Source organism: Escherichia sp. MOD1-EC6819, from assembly GCF_002965765.1.
In the GTDB taxonomy this organism is placed as follows: Bacteria; Pseudomonadota; Gammaproteobacteria; order Enterobacterales; family Enterobacteriaceae; genus Escherichia; species Escherichia ruysiae.
In genome coordinates this window covers 16,198-34,660 of record NZ_PTRG01000020.1, presented here as the reverse complement: position 1 = coordinate 34,660, position 18,463 = coordinate 16,198, and the positions used below count along the sequence as shown (strand labels likewise).

At 50.9% G+C, this 18,463-nt stretch carries 17 protein-coding genes, 2 tRNA genes and 1 rRNA gene; 10 read left to right on the top strand and 10 right to left on the bottom strand.

The window, feature by feature from the left end:
- The first annotated feature begins 4 nt into the window (after nucleotides 1-4).
- The 3 genes from rrf to dkgB all read left to right on the top strand — a co-directional run bounded on the left by rrf (nucleotide 5) and on the right by dkgB (nucleotide 1,356).
- A 5S ribosomal RNA gene (gene rrf / locus A7Z06_RS20990) occupies nucleotides 5-120 on the top strand.
- 193 nt (nucleotides 121-313) lie between these two features.
- A tRNA-Asp gene (locus A7Z06_RS20985) sits at nucleotides 314-390 on the top strand.
- Nucleotides 391-552: 162 nt separating this feature from the next.
- Nucleotides 553-1,356, top strand: coding sequence for a 2,5-didehydrogluconate reductase DkgB (gene dkgB, locus A7Z06_RS20980; RefSeq protein ID WP_000997006.1), 804 nt, complete (start codon nucleotides 553-555; stop codon nucleotides 1,354-1,356).
- Here the strand turns inward: dkgB and yafC are convergent.
- Nucleotides 1,353-2,267 (bottom strand): DNA-binding transcriptional regulator YafC, encoded by a 915-nt coding sequence (gene yafC, locus A7Z06_RS20975; RefSeq protein ID WP_000648557.1) that lies wholly within the window; start codon nucleotides 2,265-2,267, stop codon nucleotides 1,353-1,355. The genes dkgB and yafC overlap by 4 nt on opposite strands.
- A gap of 240 nt (nucleotides 2,268-2,507) precedes the next feature.
- Between yafC and A7Z06_RS20970 the strand changes: the two genes are divergently transcribed.
- Both A7Z06_RS20970 and A7Z06_RS20965 read left to right on the top strand, forming a co-directional pair.
- Entirely contained in the window at nucleotides 2,508-3,308 is an 801-nt protein-coding gene (locus A7Z06_RS20970) for an endonuclease/exonuclease/phosphatase family protein (protein ID WP_001230983.1), read from the top strand.
- A 77-nt stretch (nucleotides 3,309-3,385) separates the two neighbouring features.
- Nucleotides 3,386-4,156, top strand: a complete 771-nt coding sequence (locus A7Z06_RS20965; RefSeq protein WP_000211735.1) for a class I SAM-dependent methyltransferase — start codon at nucleotides 3,386-3,388, stop codon at nucleotides 4,154-4,156.
- A gap of 47 nt (nucleotides 4,157-4,203) precedes the next feature.
- On the opposite strand, the gene mltD is transcribed toward A7Z06_RS20965, so the two are convergent.
- Together mltD and gloB are read right to left on the bottom strand one after the other, a co-directional pair.
- Nucleotides 4,204-5,562 (bottom strand): murein transglycosylase D, encoded by a 1,359-nt coding sequence (gene mltD, locus A7Z06_RS20960; protein ID WP_000644688.1) that lies wholly within the window; start codon nucleotides 5,560-5,562, stop codon nucleotides 4,204-4,206.
- A gap of 71 nt (nucleotides 5,563-5,633) precedes the next feature.
- Complete coding sequence (gene gloB, locus A7Z06_RS20955; RefSeq protein ID WP_001052784.1) at nucleotides 5,634-6,389, bottom strand: hydroxyacylglutathione hydrolase; 756 nt, start codon at nucleotides 6,387-6,389, stop codon at nucleotides 5,634-5,636.
- 33 nt (nucleotides 6,390-6,422) lie between these two features.
- Here gloB and A7Z06_RS20950 point away from each other — a divergent pair, with 33 nt between their 5' ends.
- Nucleotides 6,423-7,145, top strand: a complete 723-nt coding sequence (locus A7Z06_RS20950) for a class I SAM-dependent methyltransferase (RefSeq protein WP_010344979.1) — start codon at nucleotides 6,423-6,425, stop codon at nucleotides 7,143-7,145.
- Here the strand turns inward: A7Z06_RS20950 and rnhA are convergent.
- Nucleotides 7,142-7,609, bottom strand: a complete 468-nt coding sequence (rnhA, locus tag A7Z06_RS20945; RefSeq protein ID WP_000917883.1) for a ribonuclease HI — start codon at nucleotides 7,607-7,609, stop codon at nucleotides 7,142-7,144. The genes A7Z06_RS20950 and rnhA overlap by 4 nt on opposite strands.
- Nucleotides 7,610-7,673: 64 nt before the next feature.
- Between rnhA and dnaQ the strand changes: the two genes are divergently transcribed.
- Nucleotides 7,674-8,405, top strand: a complete 732-nt coding sequence (gene dnaQ / locus A7Z06_RS20940; RefSeq protein WP_001366128.1) for a DNA polymerase III subunit epsilon — start codon at nucleotides 7,674-7,676, stop codon at nucleotides 8,403-8,405.
- A 132-nt stretch (nucleotides 8,406-8,537) separates the two neighbouring features.
- Nucleotides 8,538-8,614, top strand: a tRNA-Asp gene (locus A7Z06_RS20935).
- 146 nt (nucleotides 8,615-8,760) lie between these two features.
- Here A7Z06_RS20935 and A7Z06_RS20930 read toward each other — a convergent pair.
- Genes A7Z06_RS20930 through tagK form a run of 6 tightly spaced genes read right to left on the bottom strand, consistent with a single transcriptional unit; the run spans nucleotide 8,761 to nucleotide 14,934 of the window.
- Nucleotides 8,761-9,810 (bottom strand): type VI secretion system protein TssA, encoded by a 1,050-nt coding sequence (locus A7Z06_RS20930; RefSeq protein ID WP_000380756.1) that lies wholly within the window; start codon nucleotides 9,808-9,810, stop codon nucleotides 8,761-8,763.
- A 10-nt stretch (nucleotides 9,811-9,820) separates the two neighbouring features.
- A complete protein-coding gene (tssG, locus tag A7Z06_RS20925; protein ID WP_000012133.1) occupies nucleotides 9,821-10,816 on the bottom strand; it encodes a type VI secretion system baseplate subunit TssG in 996 nt (331 codons plus the stop codon).
- Nucleotides 10,813-12,696: a type VI secretion system baseplate subunit TssF gene (gene tssF, locus A7Z06_RS20920; protein ID WP_000371474.1), complete on the bottom strand. Its 1,884-nt coding sequence runs from the start codon at nucleotides 12,694-12,696 to the stop codon at nucleotides 10,813-10,815. Before tssF ends, tssG begins: the two co-directional genes overlap by 4 nt.
- Before the next feature lie 15 nt (nucleotides 12,697-12,711).
- Nucleotides 12,712-13,206 carry a type VI secretion system baseplate subunit TssE gene (gene tssE / locus A7Z06_RS20915; RefSeq protein ID WP_000994234.1) on the bottom strand — a complete coding sequence of 165 codons (495 nt, stop codon included), beginning with the start codon at nucleotides 13,204-13,206 and terminating at the stop codon, nucleotides 12,712-12,714.
- The gene (locus A7Z06_RS20910) at nucleotides 13,203-14,033 is read right to left on the bottom strand and encodes a type VI secretion system accessory protein TagJ (protein WP_000203358.1); all 831 of its coding nucleotides are present in this window, start codon (nucleotides 14,031-14,033) and stop codon (nucleotides 13,203-13,205) included. The genes tssE and A7Z06_RS20910 overlap by 4 nt, the downstream gene beginning before the upstream one ends.
- On the bottom strand, nucleotides 14,020-14,934 hold the full coding sequence (gene tagK / locus A7Z06_RS20905; protein WP_000827836.1) for a type VI secretion system-associated protein TagK: 915 nt from the start codon (nucleotides 14,932-14,934) through the stop codon (nucleotides 14,020-14,022). The genes A7Z06_RS20910 and tagK overlap by 14 nt, the downstream gene beginning before the upstream one ends.
- Nucleotides 14,935-15,265: 331 nt before the next feature.
- Between tagK and tssH the strand changes: the two genes are divergently transcribed.
- Nucleotides 15,266-17,899: a type VI secretion system ATPase TssH gene (gene tssH, locus A7Z06_RS20900; protein WP_024212670.1), complete on the top strand. Its 2,634-nt coding sequence runs from the start codon at nucleotides 15,266-15,268 to the stop codon at nucleotides 17,897-17,899.
- A 218-nt stretch (nucleotides 17,900-18,117) separates the two neighbouring features.
- Entirely contained in the window at nucleotides 18,118-18,408 is a 291-nt protein-coding gene (locus tag A7Z06_RS20890; protein WP_000885690.1) for a hypothetical protein, read from the top strand.
- Nucleotides 18,409-18,463: the final 55 nt, after the last annotated feature.

Here is an 18,463-nt window from a genome sequence, read left to right as displayed (position 1 = left end):
TTTGCCTGGCGGCCGTAGCGCGGTGGTCCCACCTGACCCCATGCCGAACTCAGAAGTGAAACGCCGTAGCGCCGATGGTAGTGTGGGGTCTCCCCATGCGAGAGTAGGGAACTGCCAGGCATCAAATTACGAAGAATGGCACTGACCTTTGAGGCAGTTCACTACTCGATAAGAGAGTAGGACAAAAGCGAAAGCTTTTGAACGTTGCGAAGCAAGGGCCCGAAGGGTGAATCACGAAGTGATTCATAAACTGCCAGGCATCAAATTAAGCAGTAAGCCGGTCATAAAACCGGTGGTTGTAAAAGAATTCGGTGGAGCGGTAGTTCAGTCGGTTAGAATACCTGCCTGTCACGCAGGGGGTCGCGGGTTCGAGTCCCGTCCGTTCCGCCACTTATTAAGAAACCTCGAGTTAACGCTCGAGGTTTTTTTTCGTCTGTATTTCTATTATTGCCAAAATCGCAAAAATCCTCTGCATTTTACGCTCTTTTTCCGCAACAGTCTGAAGCCCATAATCATCTCAGTTAACGAACATAGCATTAGAAGAGGCATATTATGGCTATCCCTGCATTTGGTTTAGGTACTTTCCGTCTCAAAGACGACGTTGTTATTGCATCTGTGAAAACGGCGCTTGAACTTGGCTATCGCGCAATTGATACCGCACAAATCTATGATAACGAAGCTGCAGTAGGTCAGGCGATTGCAGAAAGTGGCGTGCCACGTAATGAACTCTATATCACCACTAAAATCTGGATTGAAAATCTCAGCAAAGACAAACTGATCCCGAGTCTGAAAGAGAGCCTGCAAAAATTGCGTACCGATTATGTTGATCTGACGCTAATCCACTGGCCGTCACCAAACGATGAAGTCTCTGTTGAAGAGTTTATGCAGGCGTTGCTGGAAGCGAAAAAACAAGGGCTGACGCGTGAAATCGGTATTTCCAACTTCACGATCCCGTTGATGGAAAAGGCAATTGCTGCTGTTGGCGCTGAAAACATCGCTACCAACCAGATTGAACTCTCTCCTTATCTGCAAAACCGTAAAGTGGTCGCCTGGGCTAAACAGCACGGCATTCATATTACTTCCTATATGACGCTGGCTTATGGGAAGGCTCTGAAAGATGAGGTTATTGCTCGTATCGCAGCTAAACACAATGCGACCCCGGCACAAGTAATTCTGGCGTGGGCAATGGAGGAAGGCTACTCAGTAATACCGTCTTCCACTAAACGTGAAAACCTGGAAAGTAATCTTAAGGCACAAAGTTTACAGCTTGATGCAGAAGACAAAAAAGCGATCGCCGAACTGGATTGCAACGACCGCCTCGTAAGTCCGGAAGGTCTGGCTCCTGAATGGGATTAAGCCTCTCTGACAGCTCCTGCGGGAGCTGTTTTTATATGCTCGCTAAGGAAATCGATAAAGGCCCGGATGCGAGTACTTACCGCGCGGTCGCTGTAATAGACGGCGCTGAAGGGCATTTCCACTGGCAACACTTTATCTGCCATTAACTCCACCAGTTCACCACGAGCAATTTCTCTGTCGATCATATAGTCGGACAAACACGCAATCCCGTTGCCACTCAGGCAAAGCTGTTTCAGTGTTTCTCCACTATTGGATGACAAACCGTACTTCACCTCATGTAATTGTCCATCGCTACAGGCTATCGGCCAGGTATTGAGGGAAGCGGGTTCAGTGAATCCCAGGCAAACATGTTGCTTTAAATCGTCGATAGTTTCTGGCTTCCCGTAGCGGGCAATATAGTCGGGGGAGGCGATAATTTTTCGATAACTGTTAAATAACGGCCTGGCTCGTAAGCTGGAATCCGTTAACGTACCGGCGCGAATCGCGACATCCACTTTTCTTTCGATCAAATTAATAATCGTTTCGGAGGAGACTAGCGATAAAGTGACTTCCGGATAGCGTTCGCGGAAAGGCTTAATTAACGGCATCAGAAAGTGTAGTACCACGGGGGTTGCGGCATCGATCCGTAACAGTCCGCGCGGTGTATTACGCGTCTCCATAATTTCTGATTCTGCCGCTGCCATCTCCTGCAAAATTGACTGTACGCGACGAAAATAACGCTCGCCTTCTTCCGTCAGGCTAAGTTGTCGTGTGGTTCGATTAAGTAGGCTGACGCCAAGTTTCATTTCCAGCTTTTTTACCGCACGGCTGACTGCTGAGTTTGCTTGCCCTAATTGTTCCGCTGCCCGGCTAAAGCTGCCGCTTTCGACGACCGAAACAAAAATGGCGAGTTCTTCCGACGTGGCTTTCATTTTTGCTCCTGTTGCAAAATAGAAGAGATATTTTGAATTTATTTGTTATTAAACCATCAGGATACGTAATATGTCATCCGATTTAATGTTCTCAATAATGAGCAAAATTCTGTGCGGTGTAAGCACTTGCTTACATAACAATATACAATTGCTCGTTGAAAGAGTGAGCTAAAATCCCTATAACAGTAGAACCCTCCCGAGTGCGGAAGGGTTGACGTAATAGAGGTTTCAAAGTCAAAAGTGCGAAAAAATACCTATGCCATGCGCTATGTAGCTGGACAACCTGCGGAAAGGATCTTACCGCCGGGGTCATTTGCGAGCATCGGCCAGGCATTACCACCCGGAGAACCGTTAAGTACCGAAGAGCGTATTCGGATCCTGGTGTGGAACATTTACAAACAGCAACGCGCTGAATGGTTGTCGGTATTAAAGAACTACGGCAAAGATGCACATCTGGTGTTATTGCAGGAAGCGCAGACAACGCCAGAGTTAGTGCAGTTTGCGACCGCTAACTATCTTGCTGCCGATCAGGTGCCCGCTTTTGTTCTGCCACAACATCCTTCCGGCGTAATGACCCTTTCGGCAGCGCATCCGGTGTATTGTTGCCCGTTACGCGAACGTGAACCTATTTTACGTCTGGCGAAATCGGCACTGGTGACGGTCTATCCATTACCTGACACCCGCCTGTTGATGGTAGTCAATATCCATGCGGTCAACTTCAGTCTGGGCGTGGATGTTTATAGCAAGCAATTGCTTCCTATTGGCGATCAGATAGCCCACCACAGCGGTCCGGTCATTATGGCGGGAGATTTCAATGCCTGGAGCCGTAGAAGGATGAACGCGTTATATCGCTTTGCGCGAGAAATGTCGCTGCGCCAGGTGCGTTTTACTGATGATCAGCGCCGCCGGGCGTTTGGTCGCCCGCTCGATTTTGTTTTCTACCGTGGTCTGAATGTCAGCGAAGCTTCCGTACTGGTTACGCGCGCTTCTGATCACAATCCGCTACTCGTTGAATTCAGTCCCGGCAAGCCTGATAAATAAGGTATGTCAGGTCTGCCACAGGGCAGACCAACGTTTGGCGCTGCCTTTTTATACTCAAACAACAAAAGGACAGTGCAATGACAACACAATCCCACCATGAGCACGTAGAAAAGCAATTTAGCTCGCAGGCCAGTGAATATTTAACCAGTGCCGTGCATGCATCCGGGCGCGACTTACAGCGCCTGGCGGCGTGTCTGGCAGAGTATCCTGAGGCTTGCGTACTTGATATGGGCTGTGGAGCAGGACATGCCAGCTTTGTCGCTGCGCAAAACGTGCAGGAAGTGGTGGCGTATGACTTATCTTCCCAAATGCTGGATGTTGTTGCACAGGCTGCAGATACCCGACAACTGAAAAATATCACCACCCGCCAGGGGTATGCCGAAAGCCTGCCTTTTGCCGATCACACCTTTAATATTGTTATTAGTCGTTATTCTGCTCACCACTGGCATGATGTCGGTGCGGCATTGCGTGAAGTGAATCGGGTCTTGAAGCCCGGCGGTATGCTGATTGTGATGGACGTAATGTCTCCGGGTCACCCGGTACGCGATATTTGGTTACAGACGATAGAAGCATTGCGCGATGCTTCTCACGTGCGTAATTACGCCAGCGGTGAGTGGTTGACGTTAATCAATGAAGCATATCTGCTTGTCGATAATGTGATCACCGATAAATTACCTCTGGAATTCTCTTCGTGGGTTGCGAGAATGCGTACGCCAGAAGTGTTAGTGGACGCTATTCGCGTTTACCAACAGAGCGCATCGACAGAGGTGAAAACGTATTTTGCCTTGCAGAATGATGGCTCTTTCACCAGTGATATCATCATGGTTGAAGCACATAAAGCGGCATAAATAAAAAAGGCACCGGGGGAATCGGTGCCTTTCTGTTATCTGGTTTGTCAGGAATCTGGCATATTGTTGTTTTTCACAAACAACGTCAGCTTGTCGCCTGGTTGCAGATTCGCAGTATCGCTGTTCCAGCGCATCACATCTTTGATGTTTACGCCGTGACGCTTAGCAATGCTTGAAAGCGAATCACCTTTGCGCACACGATACGTAATGCTATCGCTGTTGTTTGCCAACCGCTGTGCGCTACTACCAGCGCCAATTGTCAGACTTTGACCTGGTTTCAGCTTAGAACCGCGCAGATTGTTCCACTGCTGCAAATTCTTTGTGCTTACGCCGAGACGTGAAGCGATGCTTGAAAGCGTGTCGCCAGAGCGTACGGTGTAAACGCGGCTATTAAGCGGCGTATTGTCGGCAACCAGTGTCGACTGTACGGCAGCAATTTCGCCTGAAGCCAGAGATTCACGCAGTTGATCTGCATGTTTCTTTGGCACCATCACGTACTGTGGACCACTTGCGCCCAGCGTGGAGCCTTTCACGCCAGCGTTGAAGGTCTTCAGTTTGCTGACGGAAATTCCCGCCATATCTGCAACCTTCGCCATTTCAACCGGGCTACTCAGGTGTACACGCGCCAGAGCACGGCTTTCATCGGTCGTCGGCAGACGTACACCATAACGCTTGCTGTTTTTGAGAATATCACTCAATGCCAGCATCTTAGGCACGTACTGCTTCGTTTCCTGCGGCAACGGTAACGACCAGAAGTCCGTGGATTTCCCACGCGCTTTGTTCGTTTTAATTGCCTTCATGACCCGACCTTCGCCGCTGTTATAAGCCGCTACGGTCAGAAGCCAGTCGCCGTCAAACATCTTGTTCAGACGCTGCATCATGTTCAGCGCGGCAGTTGTTGAAGCAACAACATCGCGACGCGCGTCATAATTGCGGGTCTGTTTCAAACCATAATTGCGCCCCGTGCTCGGAATGATCTGCCAGATGCCTGCGGCATTGGCGCCAGACGTCGCGTGAGGATCAAAAGCGCTCTCCACTATGGGTAGTAGTACCAGTTCCATAGGCATGTTACGTTTTTTAACTTGCCCGGCTATCCAGTACATATACGGCTCTGCCCGTAAAGTTACATCGTGGAGATAGCTCTTATTGCGTAAATATTTCTGTTTCTGTTCGCGAATCCGGTCGTTTTCCGGAATTCCCATCTTTAGCTCGTCGCCTATGAAAGCCCACAAGTCACCATCCGGCGCGATAGACGTCCCATCGTCCATCCATCGTGCCTGACTTGTAAACTTTGCTGCTTCCCCTTGACCAGCTGCAGAAAGGCTCTGTGCGTGCTGTTGAACGTTACCAGTACTCTGGCAACCCACGAGCAGGACAGAGGCGAGTAATATCGCTTTTGCCTTCATGTGTGTGTCAATAGTTGCTTAAAAGACGACCGATCATAACGGCGAACGAAGCTGATGACAAGAAAGTTTTATCAGAATCTATCTTTCTTTGACCTTAACCAGGCAAAACGTTCTTCAGGTTGTTGCAATAATGTTTCTTTATTAATTACATTAATTAAATCAATATCTTCTGTTCTCAAAAAAACATTATTTTGCCGCTCATTTTTCAGAATTACGGGTAGTGTTATTTGATTTTTTGCCCGTAACTCCTTAACTTTACGATAATAATCATTTATAGACAAATCGTGCGGAAGAATGCTCAAAGCAAACTTCATATTTGATAAAGTATATTCGTGAGCGCAACACACCAGAGTATCGTCAGGAAGTTCACTTAATTTTTTAAGTGATTGATACATCTGTGATGCAGTGCCTTCGAATAGTCTACCGCAACCGCCAGAAAACAGAGTGTCGCCACAAAATAGATAAGGTTTGCTAAAGTAACAGATATGTCCTAAAGTGTGACCTGGCGTAGCAATTACACTAAATTCATGCCCCAAAACGAAGGCAGTATCGCCATCTTTGACTACCTGCGTTGTTCCCTTATCTTGTGTCTCTTCTGGCCCATACACCACAATTTGCGGATACTTTTCTACCAGTTCTTTTACACCGCCAACGTGATCGTGGTGATGGTGGGTGAGGAAAATCGCTACTGGTTGCCAGTTGTTAGCTGAAATCGCCTTTAATACGGGTTCTGCCTCTCCTGGGTCGACAATCAGGCAACGACCTGCTTCATCAGACAAAACCCAGATGTAATTGTCATCAAAGGCGGAAATACTGTTAAGATTCATATATTACCTCTCAGTGCGAAACGGAAGGTTGTGATGAAACCGGCAAGGATCCCCCAAACTGTCGTGGCTCCTGATTGCTGGGGCGATTTGCCCTGGGGAGAGCTTTATCGCAAGGCGCTGGAACGCCAGCTCAACCCGTGGTTCGCTAAAATGTATGGTTTTCATCTGCTTAAGATTGGCAATTTAAGCGCAGAAATCAATTGCGAAGCGTGCGCGGTTTCTCATCAAGTGAATGTTTCAGCGCAAGGAATGCCCGTCCAGGTGCAGGCGGACCCACTTCATCTTCCTTTTGCCGATAAATCCGTCGATGTTTGTCTACTGGCGCATACATTGCCGTGGTGCACTGATCCGCATCGTTTATTGCGCGAAGCCGATAGGGTATTGATTGATGATGGCTGGCTGGTTATTAGCGGCTTCAATCCCATCAGTTTAATGGGATTACGCAAACTTGTGCCGGTATTGCGAAAAACATCGCCCTATAACAGCCGGATGTTTACTCTGATGCGGCAACTGGACTGGCTCTCTTTGTTGAATTTTGAAGTGCTACACGCCAGCCGTTTCCATGTTCTCCCGTGGAACAAGCACGGTGGAAAACTATTGAGCACGCACATTCCTGCGCTTGGTTGCTTACAACTTATTGTTGCCCGGAAACGGACTATTCCTTTAACGCTAAATCCGATGAAACAGAGTAAAAACAAACCGCGAATTCGCCAGGCGGTCGGTGCCACCCGGCAATGTCGTAAACCACAGGCTTAAACTTCGACTTGATAGCCCGTATCTTCCAGCGTGGGATTCATTGCCGCAGCACGAGCCAGTTCATCACAGCGTTCGTTTTCCGGGTGTCCGGCATGGCCTTTTACCCATTCCCATTTGATTTGATGCTGTCCCAGCGCGGCATCAAGACGTTGCCAGAGATCGACATTTTTTACCGGTTTTTTGTCTGCGGTTTTCCAGCCACGTTTTTTCCAGTTATGGATCCACTGGGTAATCCCCTGGCGGACATACTGGCTGTCGGTACTCAAAATGACTTCGCAATGTTCTTTTAACGCTTCCAGCGCGACAATAGCAGCCATCAACTCCATACGGTTATTGGTGGTGCGGGTGTAGCCTGCGCTAAAGGTTTTCTCGCGTCCGCGATAACGTAAAATAGCGCCGTAACCCCCAGGTCCTGGATTACCCAGACACGAACCATCGGTGAAAATTTCTACCTGTTTAAGCATCTCTGGTAGACTTCCTGTAATTGAATCGAACTGTAAAACGACAAGTCTGACATAAATGACCGCTATGAGCACTGCAATTACACGCCAGATCGTTCTCGATACCGAAACCACCGGTATGAACCAGATTGGTGCGCACTATGAAGGCCACAAGATCATTGAGATTGGTGCCGTTGAAGTGGTGAACCGTCGACTGACGGGCAATAACTTTCACGTTTATCTTAAGCCCGATCGGCTGGTGGATCCGGAAGCCTTTGGCGTACATGGTATTGCCGATGAGTTTTTGCTCGATAAGCCTACGTTTGCCGAAGTAGCTGATGAGTTCATGGACTATATTCGTGGCGCGGAGCTGGTGATCCATAACGCAGCGTTCGATATCGGCTTTATGGACTACGAGTTTTCGCTGCTCAAGCGCGATATTCCGAAGACCAATACCTTCTGTAAGGTCACCGATAGCCTTGCGGTAGCGAGGAAAATGTTTCCTGGTAAGCGCAACAGCCTCGATGCGTTATGCGCCCGCTACGAAATAGATAACAGCAAGCGTACATTGCACGGGGCATTACTCGATGCCCAGATCCTTGCGGAAGTTTATCTGGCGATGACCGGTGGCCAAACGTCGATGGCTTTTGCGATGGAAGGTGAAACACAACAGCAACAAGGTGAAGCAACAATTCAGCGCATTGTGCGCCAGGCAAGTAAGTTACGCGTTGTTTTTGCGACGGATGAAGAGCTAGCAGCGCATGAAGCTCGTCTCGATCTGGTGCAGAAGAAGGGCGGAAGCTGCCTCTGGCGGGCATAAATACATGTAAAAGGTGCTAAAAATAGCGAGTTGGGCGATTTTTGCAGCAAACGATTCAAAAGATGAGAAAAACAATTGACGAAGGGCGAGGCAATCCGTAGTATTCGCCTCGTTCCCAACGGAATAAAACGCGGAGCGGTAGTTCAGTCGGTTAGAATACCTGCCTGTCACGCAGGGGGTCGCGGGTTCGAGTCCCGTCCGTTCCGCCAATATTTAGAAAGCCTGAATCAGCAATGGTTCAGGCTTTTGTCGTTTCTGGCTTTCGGGATTTTTCACCCCGGAAGTTAAATGGATTTAATCCAGAAAATAGTTACACCATATAATGACCAGTAGTTATAAGTTCTGGTCATTTTGGTTATTCCTGCGCATCCCACTTCTCCAGCAGTTCTGCTGGAACTTCATTGATTATCTCCGAAAAGCGTTTACCGACCAGTCGTTCCGCCTGACGCAACAAAGGAATGGTCGGACTGCTTGGTTCACTGTGCTCAAACCAGCGGCGGATGACTCGCAGGCGTTTCAGTGCGTCGTTCCGATCGCTGATTTGCTGTGGCTCTGCGATGATCTTTGCGGTCGTTTCGGCTGGTATATCCACTGTGGGAGCGACATGCCCTGCTAGTGTCAGTCTGGTATTATCGATAGCAGCATACTTCGGCTGATCAGCCTGCGGTTTTGGTTGTGGGATTTCTGGCGTAGTTGTCTGTACCGCCCCAGGCAACAGGGTCAGCAGTTGCGTCAGACGCGAAAAGTCCGGGGCCAGGTCATTCAGCGTTTCACGAGCATGGTGTTGCAGTCGCTCAGTGATCTCGGCGGCCTGGCGAAATGCGTCCAGCGGCAGTGCGCCGCGTGCTTCCAGGTCGGCCAGTTGCTGACGTACTGATTCCGGTGCCAGCGCATCCGCCGGGCGTGATGCAGACAGCGAACGTTCCACATCCCGAACCTGAAGGCGCATGGCGGCGTTGTTTGATAGCGTAATGCCACGAATATCAGCCATTACGCCTTCGTGGTCCAGTAGCGCCGACAGCGCGTTACTGCGTGCTACAGCCGCATCTTCGGCGGTGGTATCTTCAGCCGTAAGCAGTTGTGGATGGATGGTGTCCGGGTTTGTGACACACAACGTTTCCAGAAGCGTGAGTGTCTCCACCAGCCCTCTGGCTCCGGCCTGCTGGATACGGCAACGCAGCAGGACAACCAGGATGCGGATATCTTTACTGCGTGCCAGCAGGCGGCGGGCGTCCCGCTCCAGCTCCGCCCAGTTAATAGTTTCCGGTGTACTGACAAAATCGCCATATTGCGCCTCTTCACGCGCTAAGGCGCGGGTGAACAGCAACAGGTACTCTGGATCATACTCCAGATCCGGGCCGCAGGGGCATTCAGCCGAAATAGGGTCAGACAGGGGGGTATCCATTAAATTATCCTCAGTGTGCCAGATAGTGTTCAGGTTCGAAAATCATGCCCGTCACCGGGTTGTCGTGCAGGGCTTTCCCTGCCCAGGCGGTCCAGCCAAGCTGATATGGACCGCCAGTAACAGCCGGAGGGGCTGCGTGTGGTTTAAGCTGTAGCTCAATTTCCCAGCAGTATTCAAACCCGGTAAATGCACGAACCAGTTCCGTTAGTACTGGCAGGTTATTACCACCAGGCAGGAAACGCCGGTAGTCAGCCAGTGTCAGCGGGCCAATCACCAGCCGGAACTTATATTGCATGTCCGGCACGGCCTGGCCGATGAGTGCGCCGTTGCCAATGACGGAAGAGGGGGCTGGTATCCCCAGTCGGGTAATTTCATCATCAGCCACCGTTATCCAGTGCAGGACATACTCTTGTATCCGGAAAGGCACACTGAAATAGTGCGCCAGCGTGGCGGCCAAGCCGTCCGGGTTGCGGGATTCGCGCACCAGATGGGCCGATGCCGCCAGGCGAACGTGATCCGGCAGCGAGCTATCTGCACTTTCCCGTAAATCCTGCCCGCTGAGGCTGGCGATATAAAAGGCAAAACGGTCATATTCCTGTTTATCCAGACCGCCCCCGGCGGACTGGGCGCTGCGCCATGCCTGATAAAACTGCGTCAGCCAGCGGTGATGAAAAAGATCGGTAAAACGGGTCAGGGTCGGATCGCAGCGGCTTTCGGTCCGATTGCGCGCGAGTTCAGTGTAATGCAGTGGCAGCGGACCGTTCGGACCCCACAGTCCAAGGCTGTAAAGGCTAAGGTGCAGGCGTCCTTGCTGCCAGCTCACATTGGCGATTTCCCGTGGCGCAAAGGTCAGTGTAGGTGTTTGTCCCAGGCGAAATTTTTCCATACCTGGTTGCCAGGCACTACCTGCAGGGACGGTACACAACTGCACATCCACGCGGCGCATCAGGTTCAGAAAACCATAGCGCCAGGGCGTTTTCTGCGCTTGGGTGAAATCGCCGCTCATACACTTCCCCGTAGTCCGGCTCTGACCGGCCAGGTCATAATTTTCCCACGTTGCATACTGTGCAGCGTCATCTGCGAGAAGGTATTAATGGAAACATGACGAGCGATATATTGCTCCAACACCAGACCGAACAGATACGGGCTAATACCAGAGAATCCGTCTTCATCCACCGTCAGCTCACAACTGACGCCGCGACCATAAACCAGCAGCCCGGAACCGGGCAGACGGCGGGTAACAGGCGTTGTTTTACAGCCAATCAGGCTGCGTACCTGACGCGACTGCGGACTGTCATGCGCCGGAATAAACAGGTTCAGCAGATCGCGCAGTGCCTGACCGCCGGTGCGGTGATCCAGATCGGCCAGCGGCAGATAATTAAAGGATAACTGGCGGATCAACCGCCAGGCCATTTCACGTTCCGCCAGTGGTGGCTGTGGTGGACGAGGTGGACGGATAAGCCCCACGCCTGCCACAGGGATGGCCGCATCCACGGTCAGATCGTCCCGACCATTGCGTGCAATAAGACAGGGCAGATCGCGGTTGGTGACCATGGCAGTGATGGTGATATGGCGCAGATTTTCCGGGTATGGGGCTTCATACTGGTCAACCAGCGACAGGAATACTTCCGAACCCGTATAGGGTGTGCGGGTGCCGTAGCGGCGGGCGTTCTCAGACAACCGACGCGGCTCCCGGCGCAGGGAAAAATAACGCCCATGATTGCCTTCATCATTATTGCGGGTGTGGTAGAGCGGGCGAAATGTCATCTTCCGCGTGGTGTCGGCTTCCAACCCTTCCACTTCCTGGACCGAAAACACCTCATAGTCGAGCGGATGGGTTCTGTCCACCACCAGGTGCTGCTCCGTCGTGCTGTGAGTGATATCGATCCGGGCGGTGACGCGGGGAAACAGGTTGATCACCGGGGTACAGAACAGGCTGAACTGTGCAGCATTTGTCTGGTGGATCAGCCAGTCTGGCGGCAGGCGGTTCAGTAAGATAACAATTTCCGCCACGCCGCTGTGAATTTTTTGTAACCCGGCAGACAGACCCGTCGGGGTGAAAAAATAAAAGCGTTCCGGGCAGGCAAAATATTCATGCAACAGGTTATGGCCGTGGAACACGTTCCACGCCAGCGGCAATAGCCCCTGATTCGGCTCCAGACCCTCGTACATGACGGGCTGTTTCAGATTCACATCCAGTACGCCGTCAAAATGACCCGGAACGCCAGCCAGTGTGGCAATGGCGCTGGTGTGCAGCAGTTCGAACAGGTGTGAGGTCGTGCGCTCCTCGCCGCAGAGATAGAGCGGCAGCTTGTCCAGCCCGGCAAGCTGGCTGAAGGTCAGTTCACCGAAGGTGCGCAGGGTAATGCGTAGTGCTCCGGCGACGTGAATGTTAGCTGGCAGGTAGCGGTGCAGGGCGGGCATATCCGGCGGCGCGGCGGTCAGGCGCGCCTCTTCGATGGCAAGCGGCCACAGTGTCACATCCTGGCTGCTGCGAAACTGGCAGGCGGCGCTTTCACCTTCCGGAATGGAGGAAAAAAAGGCAGTGTTGCGTGGGACGGTGAATCCCTTCGCCAAATCACCTTCTTCCGGATCGGGATGTAGTTGTGCCACGCTCATTGAGGGGGTTGGGGTGATGTAATTGGGACTGACGACCTCCAACAAACGCTGGGTGAAGCGGGGAAATTCAGCGTCAATTTTAAGCTGCGTGCGGGCGGTCAGGAAGCTGAAAGCTTCGATCATACGCTCCACATAGGGGTCGGCAATATCCGCTCCCTGCATTCCCAGACGGGCGGCGATTTTGGGATGACGGGCGGCAAATTCGGCTCCCGTTTCCCGCAGGTAGCTCAATTCGCGGTTGTAGTATTCCAGTAGCCGTGGATCCATCACTCACCCTCTATATTAATAAAATGTAATGCGGCTGTGCTCCATATCCAGCGCACTACGTACCCGGAATGCTGTCGGATACGGCTGCGTGAGGATCTCACCGCAAATTTCAAACTGTAATGTGTTATGGCCATTCTGGCGTTGTTCATCCTGTAGCGGGATGATTTGCAGTGTGGAGGTCTTCAGCCGGGGTTCAAACCGGGTAATAGTACGCAAAATGGCTCTGCGGATATCATCCCACTTATGTTCATACAAAAAGCTCCCCGCCAGCGGCGGCAGGCCGTAGTTCACTACGGAAGCAGCCGCCTGCGGGTAACGCGCGGCATCAATATCATCTTCATGGCTGATGGTGTTGAGCAGAAACGACAAATCCCGGCGGATGATCTCTTTAAGCTGAGCTGGGCTAACACTGATATCGTGGTCGCGCTTCTGGTTTGGGGTGTCGTCGCACAGGCGGTCAAACAGAGTGGGTAGTAAGTGTTTGCCCGGGCGCTGGTGGGAGGCATTCATGCATCTTGGCCTTCAGGTGAATTAAAGGTGCAGGTGCTCAAATCCAGCAGACTGATATCTCCGTGGCTGGTGAGCCACATTTTTTGCCCCAGAGCCTGTACCAGGGTTTCTCCGGAACCATCCTGCCAGACGGTTTTGCGGCACAGACACAGGGTATCGGAGGCCTTTTCTGAACCGCTGTAGCGGGAAAATAGCCAGGCACCATGCACATCACCATTGTGAAGTGTGATATTGACGGGTTTCCAGATCAGATCGGTCAGACTCGCTGGCGGGGGCGATTTCAGTGAGCGAATTTGCGAAAGCGGCAGCCAGATATACATGCCACCAGTGACCAGTTCCAGCACTGGGCCGGTACGGGAGTCGCTGTCGCTTATCCAGTCAAATGTGCCGCCATTCCACTGTCCGGCAGTGTCTGTTATGGTCTCAAACGCGCGGCTGCGGTGGGCATCGGCATCTGACGTTTTACCATGGGCGTTACAGGCGAGGGCGACAAGCAGATCCTCCATCCAGACGGGAGGAGGGAGAATAAAGCCGGGACGTTGTTCACCATGAAAGCAGGACTGGCGGTATATCTCACAGCGAATCAACTCCCCAAATACCTGCGCTTCTCGGGTATAATTTGCGTCCAGTCGGGCGCACAGTTGGATTTGTTGCAGCGCTCGTGACCAGTAGCCGATCACGCACAATAACTGAAACAGGCTGTGCCGATGTAAAGCCTTAGTTGGGTGCATCTTTACTTGTTGCTCAGCCATCTGAATACCTTCCGCTACAGAATAATTCCGCAGCAGTGCCGACAAGGTAGCCGGTAGCACGTTATTGCTTGTCATGATAGATATCTCCGTGTTGTACCGGGTTTACCCGGTAATGGCTGTCAATGCCAATGAGGCGGTGCTCACGTTGTGTCAGATCGGGTAAGACGGCGCTATGCACCATTTCCGATGCGTATTCCGGGGAAAGCAAGTGCAGAATATCGGGGAGAACCGTTTCGGTAGGCCAGATCGTTTCTCCTTCGCCGGTGGTATCCAGGACATCGAGAATAGCGTCAATGCTTAACCCTCCTGTGACCATATCCTGCAATGAATCAGCTTCAGTGGTCAGATTGCGCAATGAGGCCAGATCTAGCGTAACTGCCTCTTCATTAAGGGGAAATGGATCGGCATAACGATGGATATCTTGTTCAGGGGACAATAATGCCTGGCGGTATTCCTGGTAAAGTAGGGTTAGTGGGTTATCTGTTTCTGGGGTGCCTTCGGTGGCGACTGTGCCATGAACCGGAATGATATCAAACGGATTTTGCGACTGCCGTTGCTGTTGTCGAAACCAGTCAAGATCGAGATATTCGCTTATTGTTTCCAGCGAAACAGCAGTCTGTGGTGTCGTCTTTTCCTCACGTGGAGTAAGAGACGTCGGATTGTTACGAACAAGACACCAGGAAGATAATCCCCATTCAATCAGATCCCCTTCATTCAGGCGCATACGGTGATGCGGCTCGACAATCTGATCATTTACCGTGCAACAATATTCATCGGACTGATTGATTATCCACCACGCCTCTTCGTGGCGAGTCAGGCTGAGAGCAATTTTCGCATTCTCATCCACCTCAAAAACAGGAAGCCAGGGCGCGTTGACGGTGAAGATAATCTGTGTTCCTGCAGTCGCGTAAATTGTGCTATCGGTAACCCCGTGCGCCTGTATTTTTTGTAGTCCCCAGGAAATATTTCGTTTCATTACGTATCGCTGTATAGAGTGTTCTTTTCAATAGAAGAATAATTTCAATTTTTTAGATAAGTAATGCTGAACAATTTATTTTATCAATATTAATTCCTGCGGAAATGTATTGTGATAATTTTGATGTAATATATTCATAATGTATATGTGATTGATTTTCTGTATTGAAAAAAAACATAAAAAAGATACTAACCGCTATATTACATTGCGTTCTGTGATATGCATCATTGTTTCATTCTGGAATTTTGATGATTCTATTAATTAGAAGTTCTAATCGGTACATTTATGTTTATGTATCATTTATATGTTCTTACATCATCAGGTGTAACAGATGGACACTCCTGTTTCACGCAGTGCACTATATGGAAAGCTAACAAAACCTTTATTCAGGTCTTTGGAGTCTGCGACAACGTTCTGTAAATTACGCGCTAATCCTTATGTCGAACTAACGCATTGGTTGCATCAGCTAATACAACAACCAGAGAATGATATTCACCATGTTCTTCGGCATTACCAAATAACATCTTTTGATGTAGAGAATGCGTTAATTCAGCAATTGGATATATTGCCTGCCGGAGCTAGCGTAATTAGCGATTTTTCCCACCATATAGATCTTTCTGTTGAAAAAGCCTGGATGTTGGCAAGCATCCGTTTTGGCGATCACAAAATTCGTAGCGGATGGTTACTACTAGCCTGGTTAACCACACCAGAATTGTATCGAGTGTTAAAAAATATCTGTGCGCCATTGGCTGGGTTACCGGTAAATGAACTATTGGATATTCTTCCGTCTTTAATCTCATCATCCCCTGAAATATCAGAGATTCCATATGATGGTTCGGATTTGAATTCTGCGGTTCCGGGAGAAAGCAGTCAGGCATTTTCCAGTAAATCAGCAGGGAGTAAATCCGCGCTGGCGAAATACTGTCAGGATCTGACTGCACAGGCTCGCGAAGGTGGCATCGATCCAGTCACCGGTCGAGAGCACGAAATTCGTACTATGACGGATATTCTGCTGCGCCGTCGGCAGAACAATCCGCTGCTAACTGGCGAGGCAGGCGTCGGGAAAACGGCTGTGGTGGAAGGATTCGCGCTGGCGATTGCCGAGGGGGAAGTGCCGCCCTCACTGCGTAACGTGCGGTTGCTGTCGCTGGATGTCGGGGCGCTGCTGGCGGGAGCGTCTATGAAAGGCGAATTTGAATCCCGCCTGAAGGCGCTGCTGGAAGAAGCTGCGTGCTCGCCGCAGCCGGTGATTCTGTTTGTCGATGAGGTTCACACCCTGGTAGGCGCCGGAGGTACATCCGGTACAGGTGACGCTGCCAACCTGCTGAAACCGGCGCTGGCGCGTGGCAGTCTTCGAACGATTGGGGCGACCACCTGGAGTGAGTATAAACGCCATATAGAGAAAGATCCGGCATTGACCCGGCGATTTCAGGTGTTGCAGGTGGCAGAGCCGGAAGAGGCTGCCGCTGTTGAGATGGTACGCGGGTTAGTCACTACGCTGGAAAAGCACCATAGCGTACTCATCCTTGATGAAGCCGTGCGTGCTGCTGTACAGCTTTCTCACCGTTATATCCCGGCTCGACAGCTACCGGACAAAGCCATCAGTTTGTTGGATACAGCCGCAGCCCGCGTGGCGCTGTCGCTGCACACTCCACCAGCGAATATCCAGTTTCTGCGTCAACGGCTCAAAGCCGCTGAAATGGAGCAGGAACTGCTATTAAAACAGGAAAAAATGGGAATCCGCGCAGAGCGAGGCGACACACTGGCGTCGCAGATTATATCGCTGAAAAGAGAACTATTTGATGCGGATGAACGCTGGCAGCAAGAACTAGAGCTGGTTAACAGATTACAGGAGCAGCGTGCTGCAGAAACCCGCGAGCGTGATGAAATCACACTGCAACAGTCAGAAGCAGCATTAAGAGTCTGGCAGGGTGAAAACCCCATCGTGTTTCCGGAAGTTAATGCGGCGGTGGTAGCGGCGATTGTCTCCGACTGGACCGGCATTCCCGCTGGGCGCATGGTAAAAGATGAAGCCAGCCAGATCCTGGAACTGCCTGCCCGCCTGGCGCAACGTGTTACCGGGCAGATGGATGCTCTGGCGCAGATTGGTGAGCGTATCCAGACCGCGCGGGCGGGGTTAGGCGATCCGCGCAAACCTGTGGGCGTCTTTTTGCTGGCCGGGCCGTCCGGTGTTGGCAAGACCGAGACCGCGCTGGCGCTGGCAGAAGCAATCTACGGCGGTGAGCAGAATCTGATTACTATCAATATGAGCGAGTTTCAGGAGTCTCACACTGTCTCCACGCTGAAAGGCGCGCCGCCCGGCTATGTTGGCTATGGCGAAGGCGGTGTGTTGACGGAAGCTGTACGCCGTCATCCCTGGAGCGTGGTGTTGCTGGATGAAATTGAAAAAGCCCATCACGACGTCCACGAGTTGTTCTACCAGGTATTCGATAAAGGTGCGATGGAGGATGGCGAAGGTGTCCACATCGATTTCAAAAATACCACGCTGTTGTTGACCACTAACGCAGGTGCGGAGCTTATCAGCCAGCTCTACGAGGATCCGGCGCTGATGCCCGATTCAGCAGGGCTAAAAGAGGCGTTAATGCCGGAGTTACGCAAACACTTCCCAGCGGCTTTCCTGGGGAGGGTGACGGTTATCCCTTATTTGCCGTTGGATGAGAAGGCGCGAGGTGTTATTGCCCGTCTGCATCTTGGCAGACTGATGGATCGTATGGCGGAGCAGCATAGCGTTTCACTCATCTATGGCGACGAACTCATTACGCACATTGTGGCGCACTGCCCGATGCACGAAACAGGGGCACGCTTGCTGATTGGTTATATCGAGCAGCATATTCTGCCGCAACTGTCCCGTTACTGGTTGCAGGCGATGACAGAGAAAACAGCTATCACGCAAATCTGCATCCGTGTTGATGAGGATGAACAGATTATTTTTGAAACGGATTAATGGAACATCCTTATTGCAAAAGAATTAAGTGGTGCATTGTGGGTTAGTCGCTTTCCTGGAGATTCTTCCACCAATGATTTGCAGGGGGCTTTTTGTGCATCGGTAGATAAATTTTTGCGCACGCCTGCTAATGCGCGTGCAAGGGGCTGTATTTCTGCAACATATCGCCCTCCCGCCAGAGCATATCTCATGCGCTGGTCAATTGATGGACATTAAGTATGGCATTTCGTTATCCGATGTTGCTGACATTCCTGTTAATGATGTTCGCTTTCTGTGTTCAGGGGGAACCGCCTTTACCACAGGATGTGCAGCATTTTCTGAGTAATGCGGAAATGTGCCAGCATCTTGCTGGTGAATGGGACAGCTCTTTACCAGAGAAGGATAAAAGAGGCATCGAAAAAGGGGTTGATACCTGGTGTCCTCCGGCGAAGAAATCACTCCCTGTGTTGCGGAAAAAACAAAAAGAAAACAAAGAGATTATAAAAATACTCTCTGCGTATGATTTTTAAACTGTACCGTCGGACCACTCCCCTGGTGTCGTCGGCTGACTGATAAGGAAATGAA

Excerpts from the sequence above, each read along its gene's own strand:
- dkgB (WP_000997006.1), top strand. The coding sequence starts at position 553 with ATGGCTATCCCTGCATTTGGTTTAGGTACTTTCCGTCTCAAAGACGAC.
- yafC (WP_000648557.1), bottom strand. The coding sequence starts at position 2,267 with ATGAAAGCCACGTCGGAAGAACTCGCCATTTTTGTTTCGGTCGTCGAA.
- A7Z06_RS20965 (WP_000211735.1), top strand. The coding sequence starts at position 3,386 with ATGACAACACAATCCCACCATGAGCACGTAGAAAAGCAATTTAGCTCG.
- mltD (WP_000644688.1), bottom strand. The coding sequence starts at position 5,562 with ATGAAGGCAAAAGCGATATTACTCGCCTCTGTCCTGCTCGTGGGTTGC.
- gloB (WP_001052784.1), bottom strand. The coding sequence starts at position 6,389 with ATGAATCTTAACAGTATTTCCGCCTTTGATGACAATTACATCTGGGTT.
- A7Z06_RS20950 (WP_010344979.1), top strand. The coding sequence starts at position 6,423 with ATGAAACCGGCAAGGATCCCCCAAACTGTCGTGGCTCCTGATTGCTGG.
- rnhA (WP_000917883.1), bottom strand. The coding sequence starts at position 7,609 with ATGCTTAAACAGGTAGAAATTTTCACCGATGGTTCGTGTCTGGGTAAT.
- dnaQ (WP_001366128.1), top strand. The coding sequence starts at position 7,674 with ATGAGCACTGCAATTACACGCCAGATCGTTCTCGATACCGAAACCACC.
- A7Z06_RS20930 (WP_000380756.1), bottom strand. The coding sequence starts at position 9,810 with ATGGATACCCCCCTGTCTGACCCTATTTCGGCTGAATGCCCCTGCGGC.
- tssG (WP_000012133.1), bottom strand. The coding sequence starts at position 10,816 with ATGAGCGGCGATTTCACCCAAGCGCAGAAAACGCCCTGGCGCTATGGT.
- tssF (WP_000371474.1), bottom strand. The coding sequence starts at position 12,696 with ATGGATCCACGGCTACTGGAATACTACAACCGCGAATTGAGCTACCTG.
- tssE (WP_000994234.1), bottom strand. The coding sequence starts at position 13,206 with ATGAATGCCTCCCACCAGCGCCCGGGCAAACACTTACTACCCACTCTG.
- A7Z06_RS20910 (WP_000203358.1), bottom strand. The coding sequence starts at position 14,033 with ATGACAAGCAATAACGTGCTACCGGCTACCTTGTCGGCACTGCTGCGG.
- tagK (WP_000827836.1), bottom strand. The coding sequence starts at position 14,934 with ATGAAACGAAATATTTCCTGGGGACTACAAAAAATACAGGCGCACGGG.
- tssH (WP_024212670.1), top strand. The coding sequence starts at position 15,266 with ATGGACACTCCTGTTTCACGCAGTGCACTATATGGAAAGCTAACAAAA.
- A7Z06_RS20890 (WP_000885690.1), top strand. The coding sequence starts at position 18,118 with ATGGCATTTCGTTATCCGATGTTGCTGACATTCCTGTTAATGATGTTC.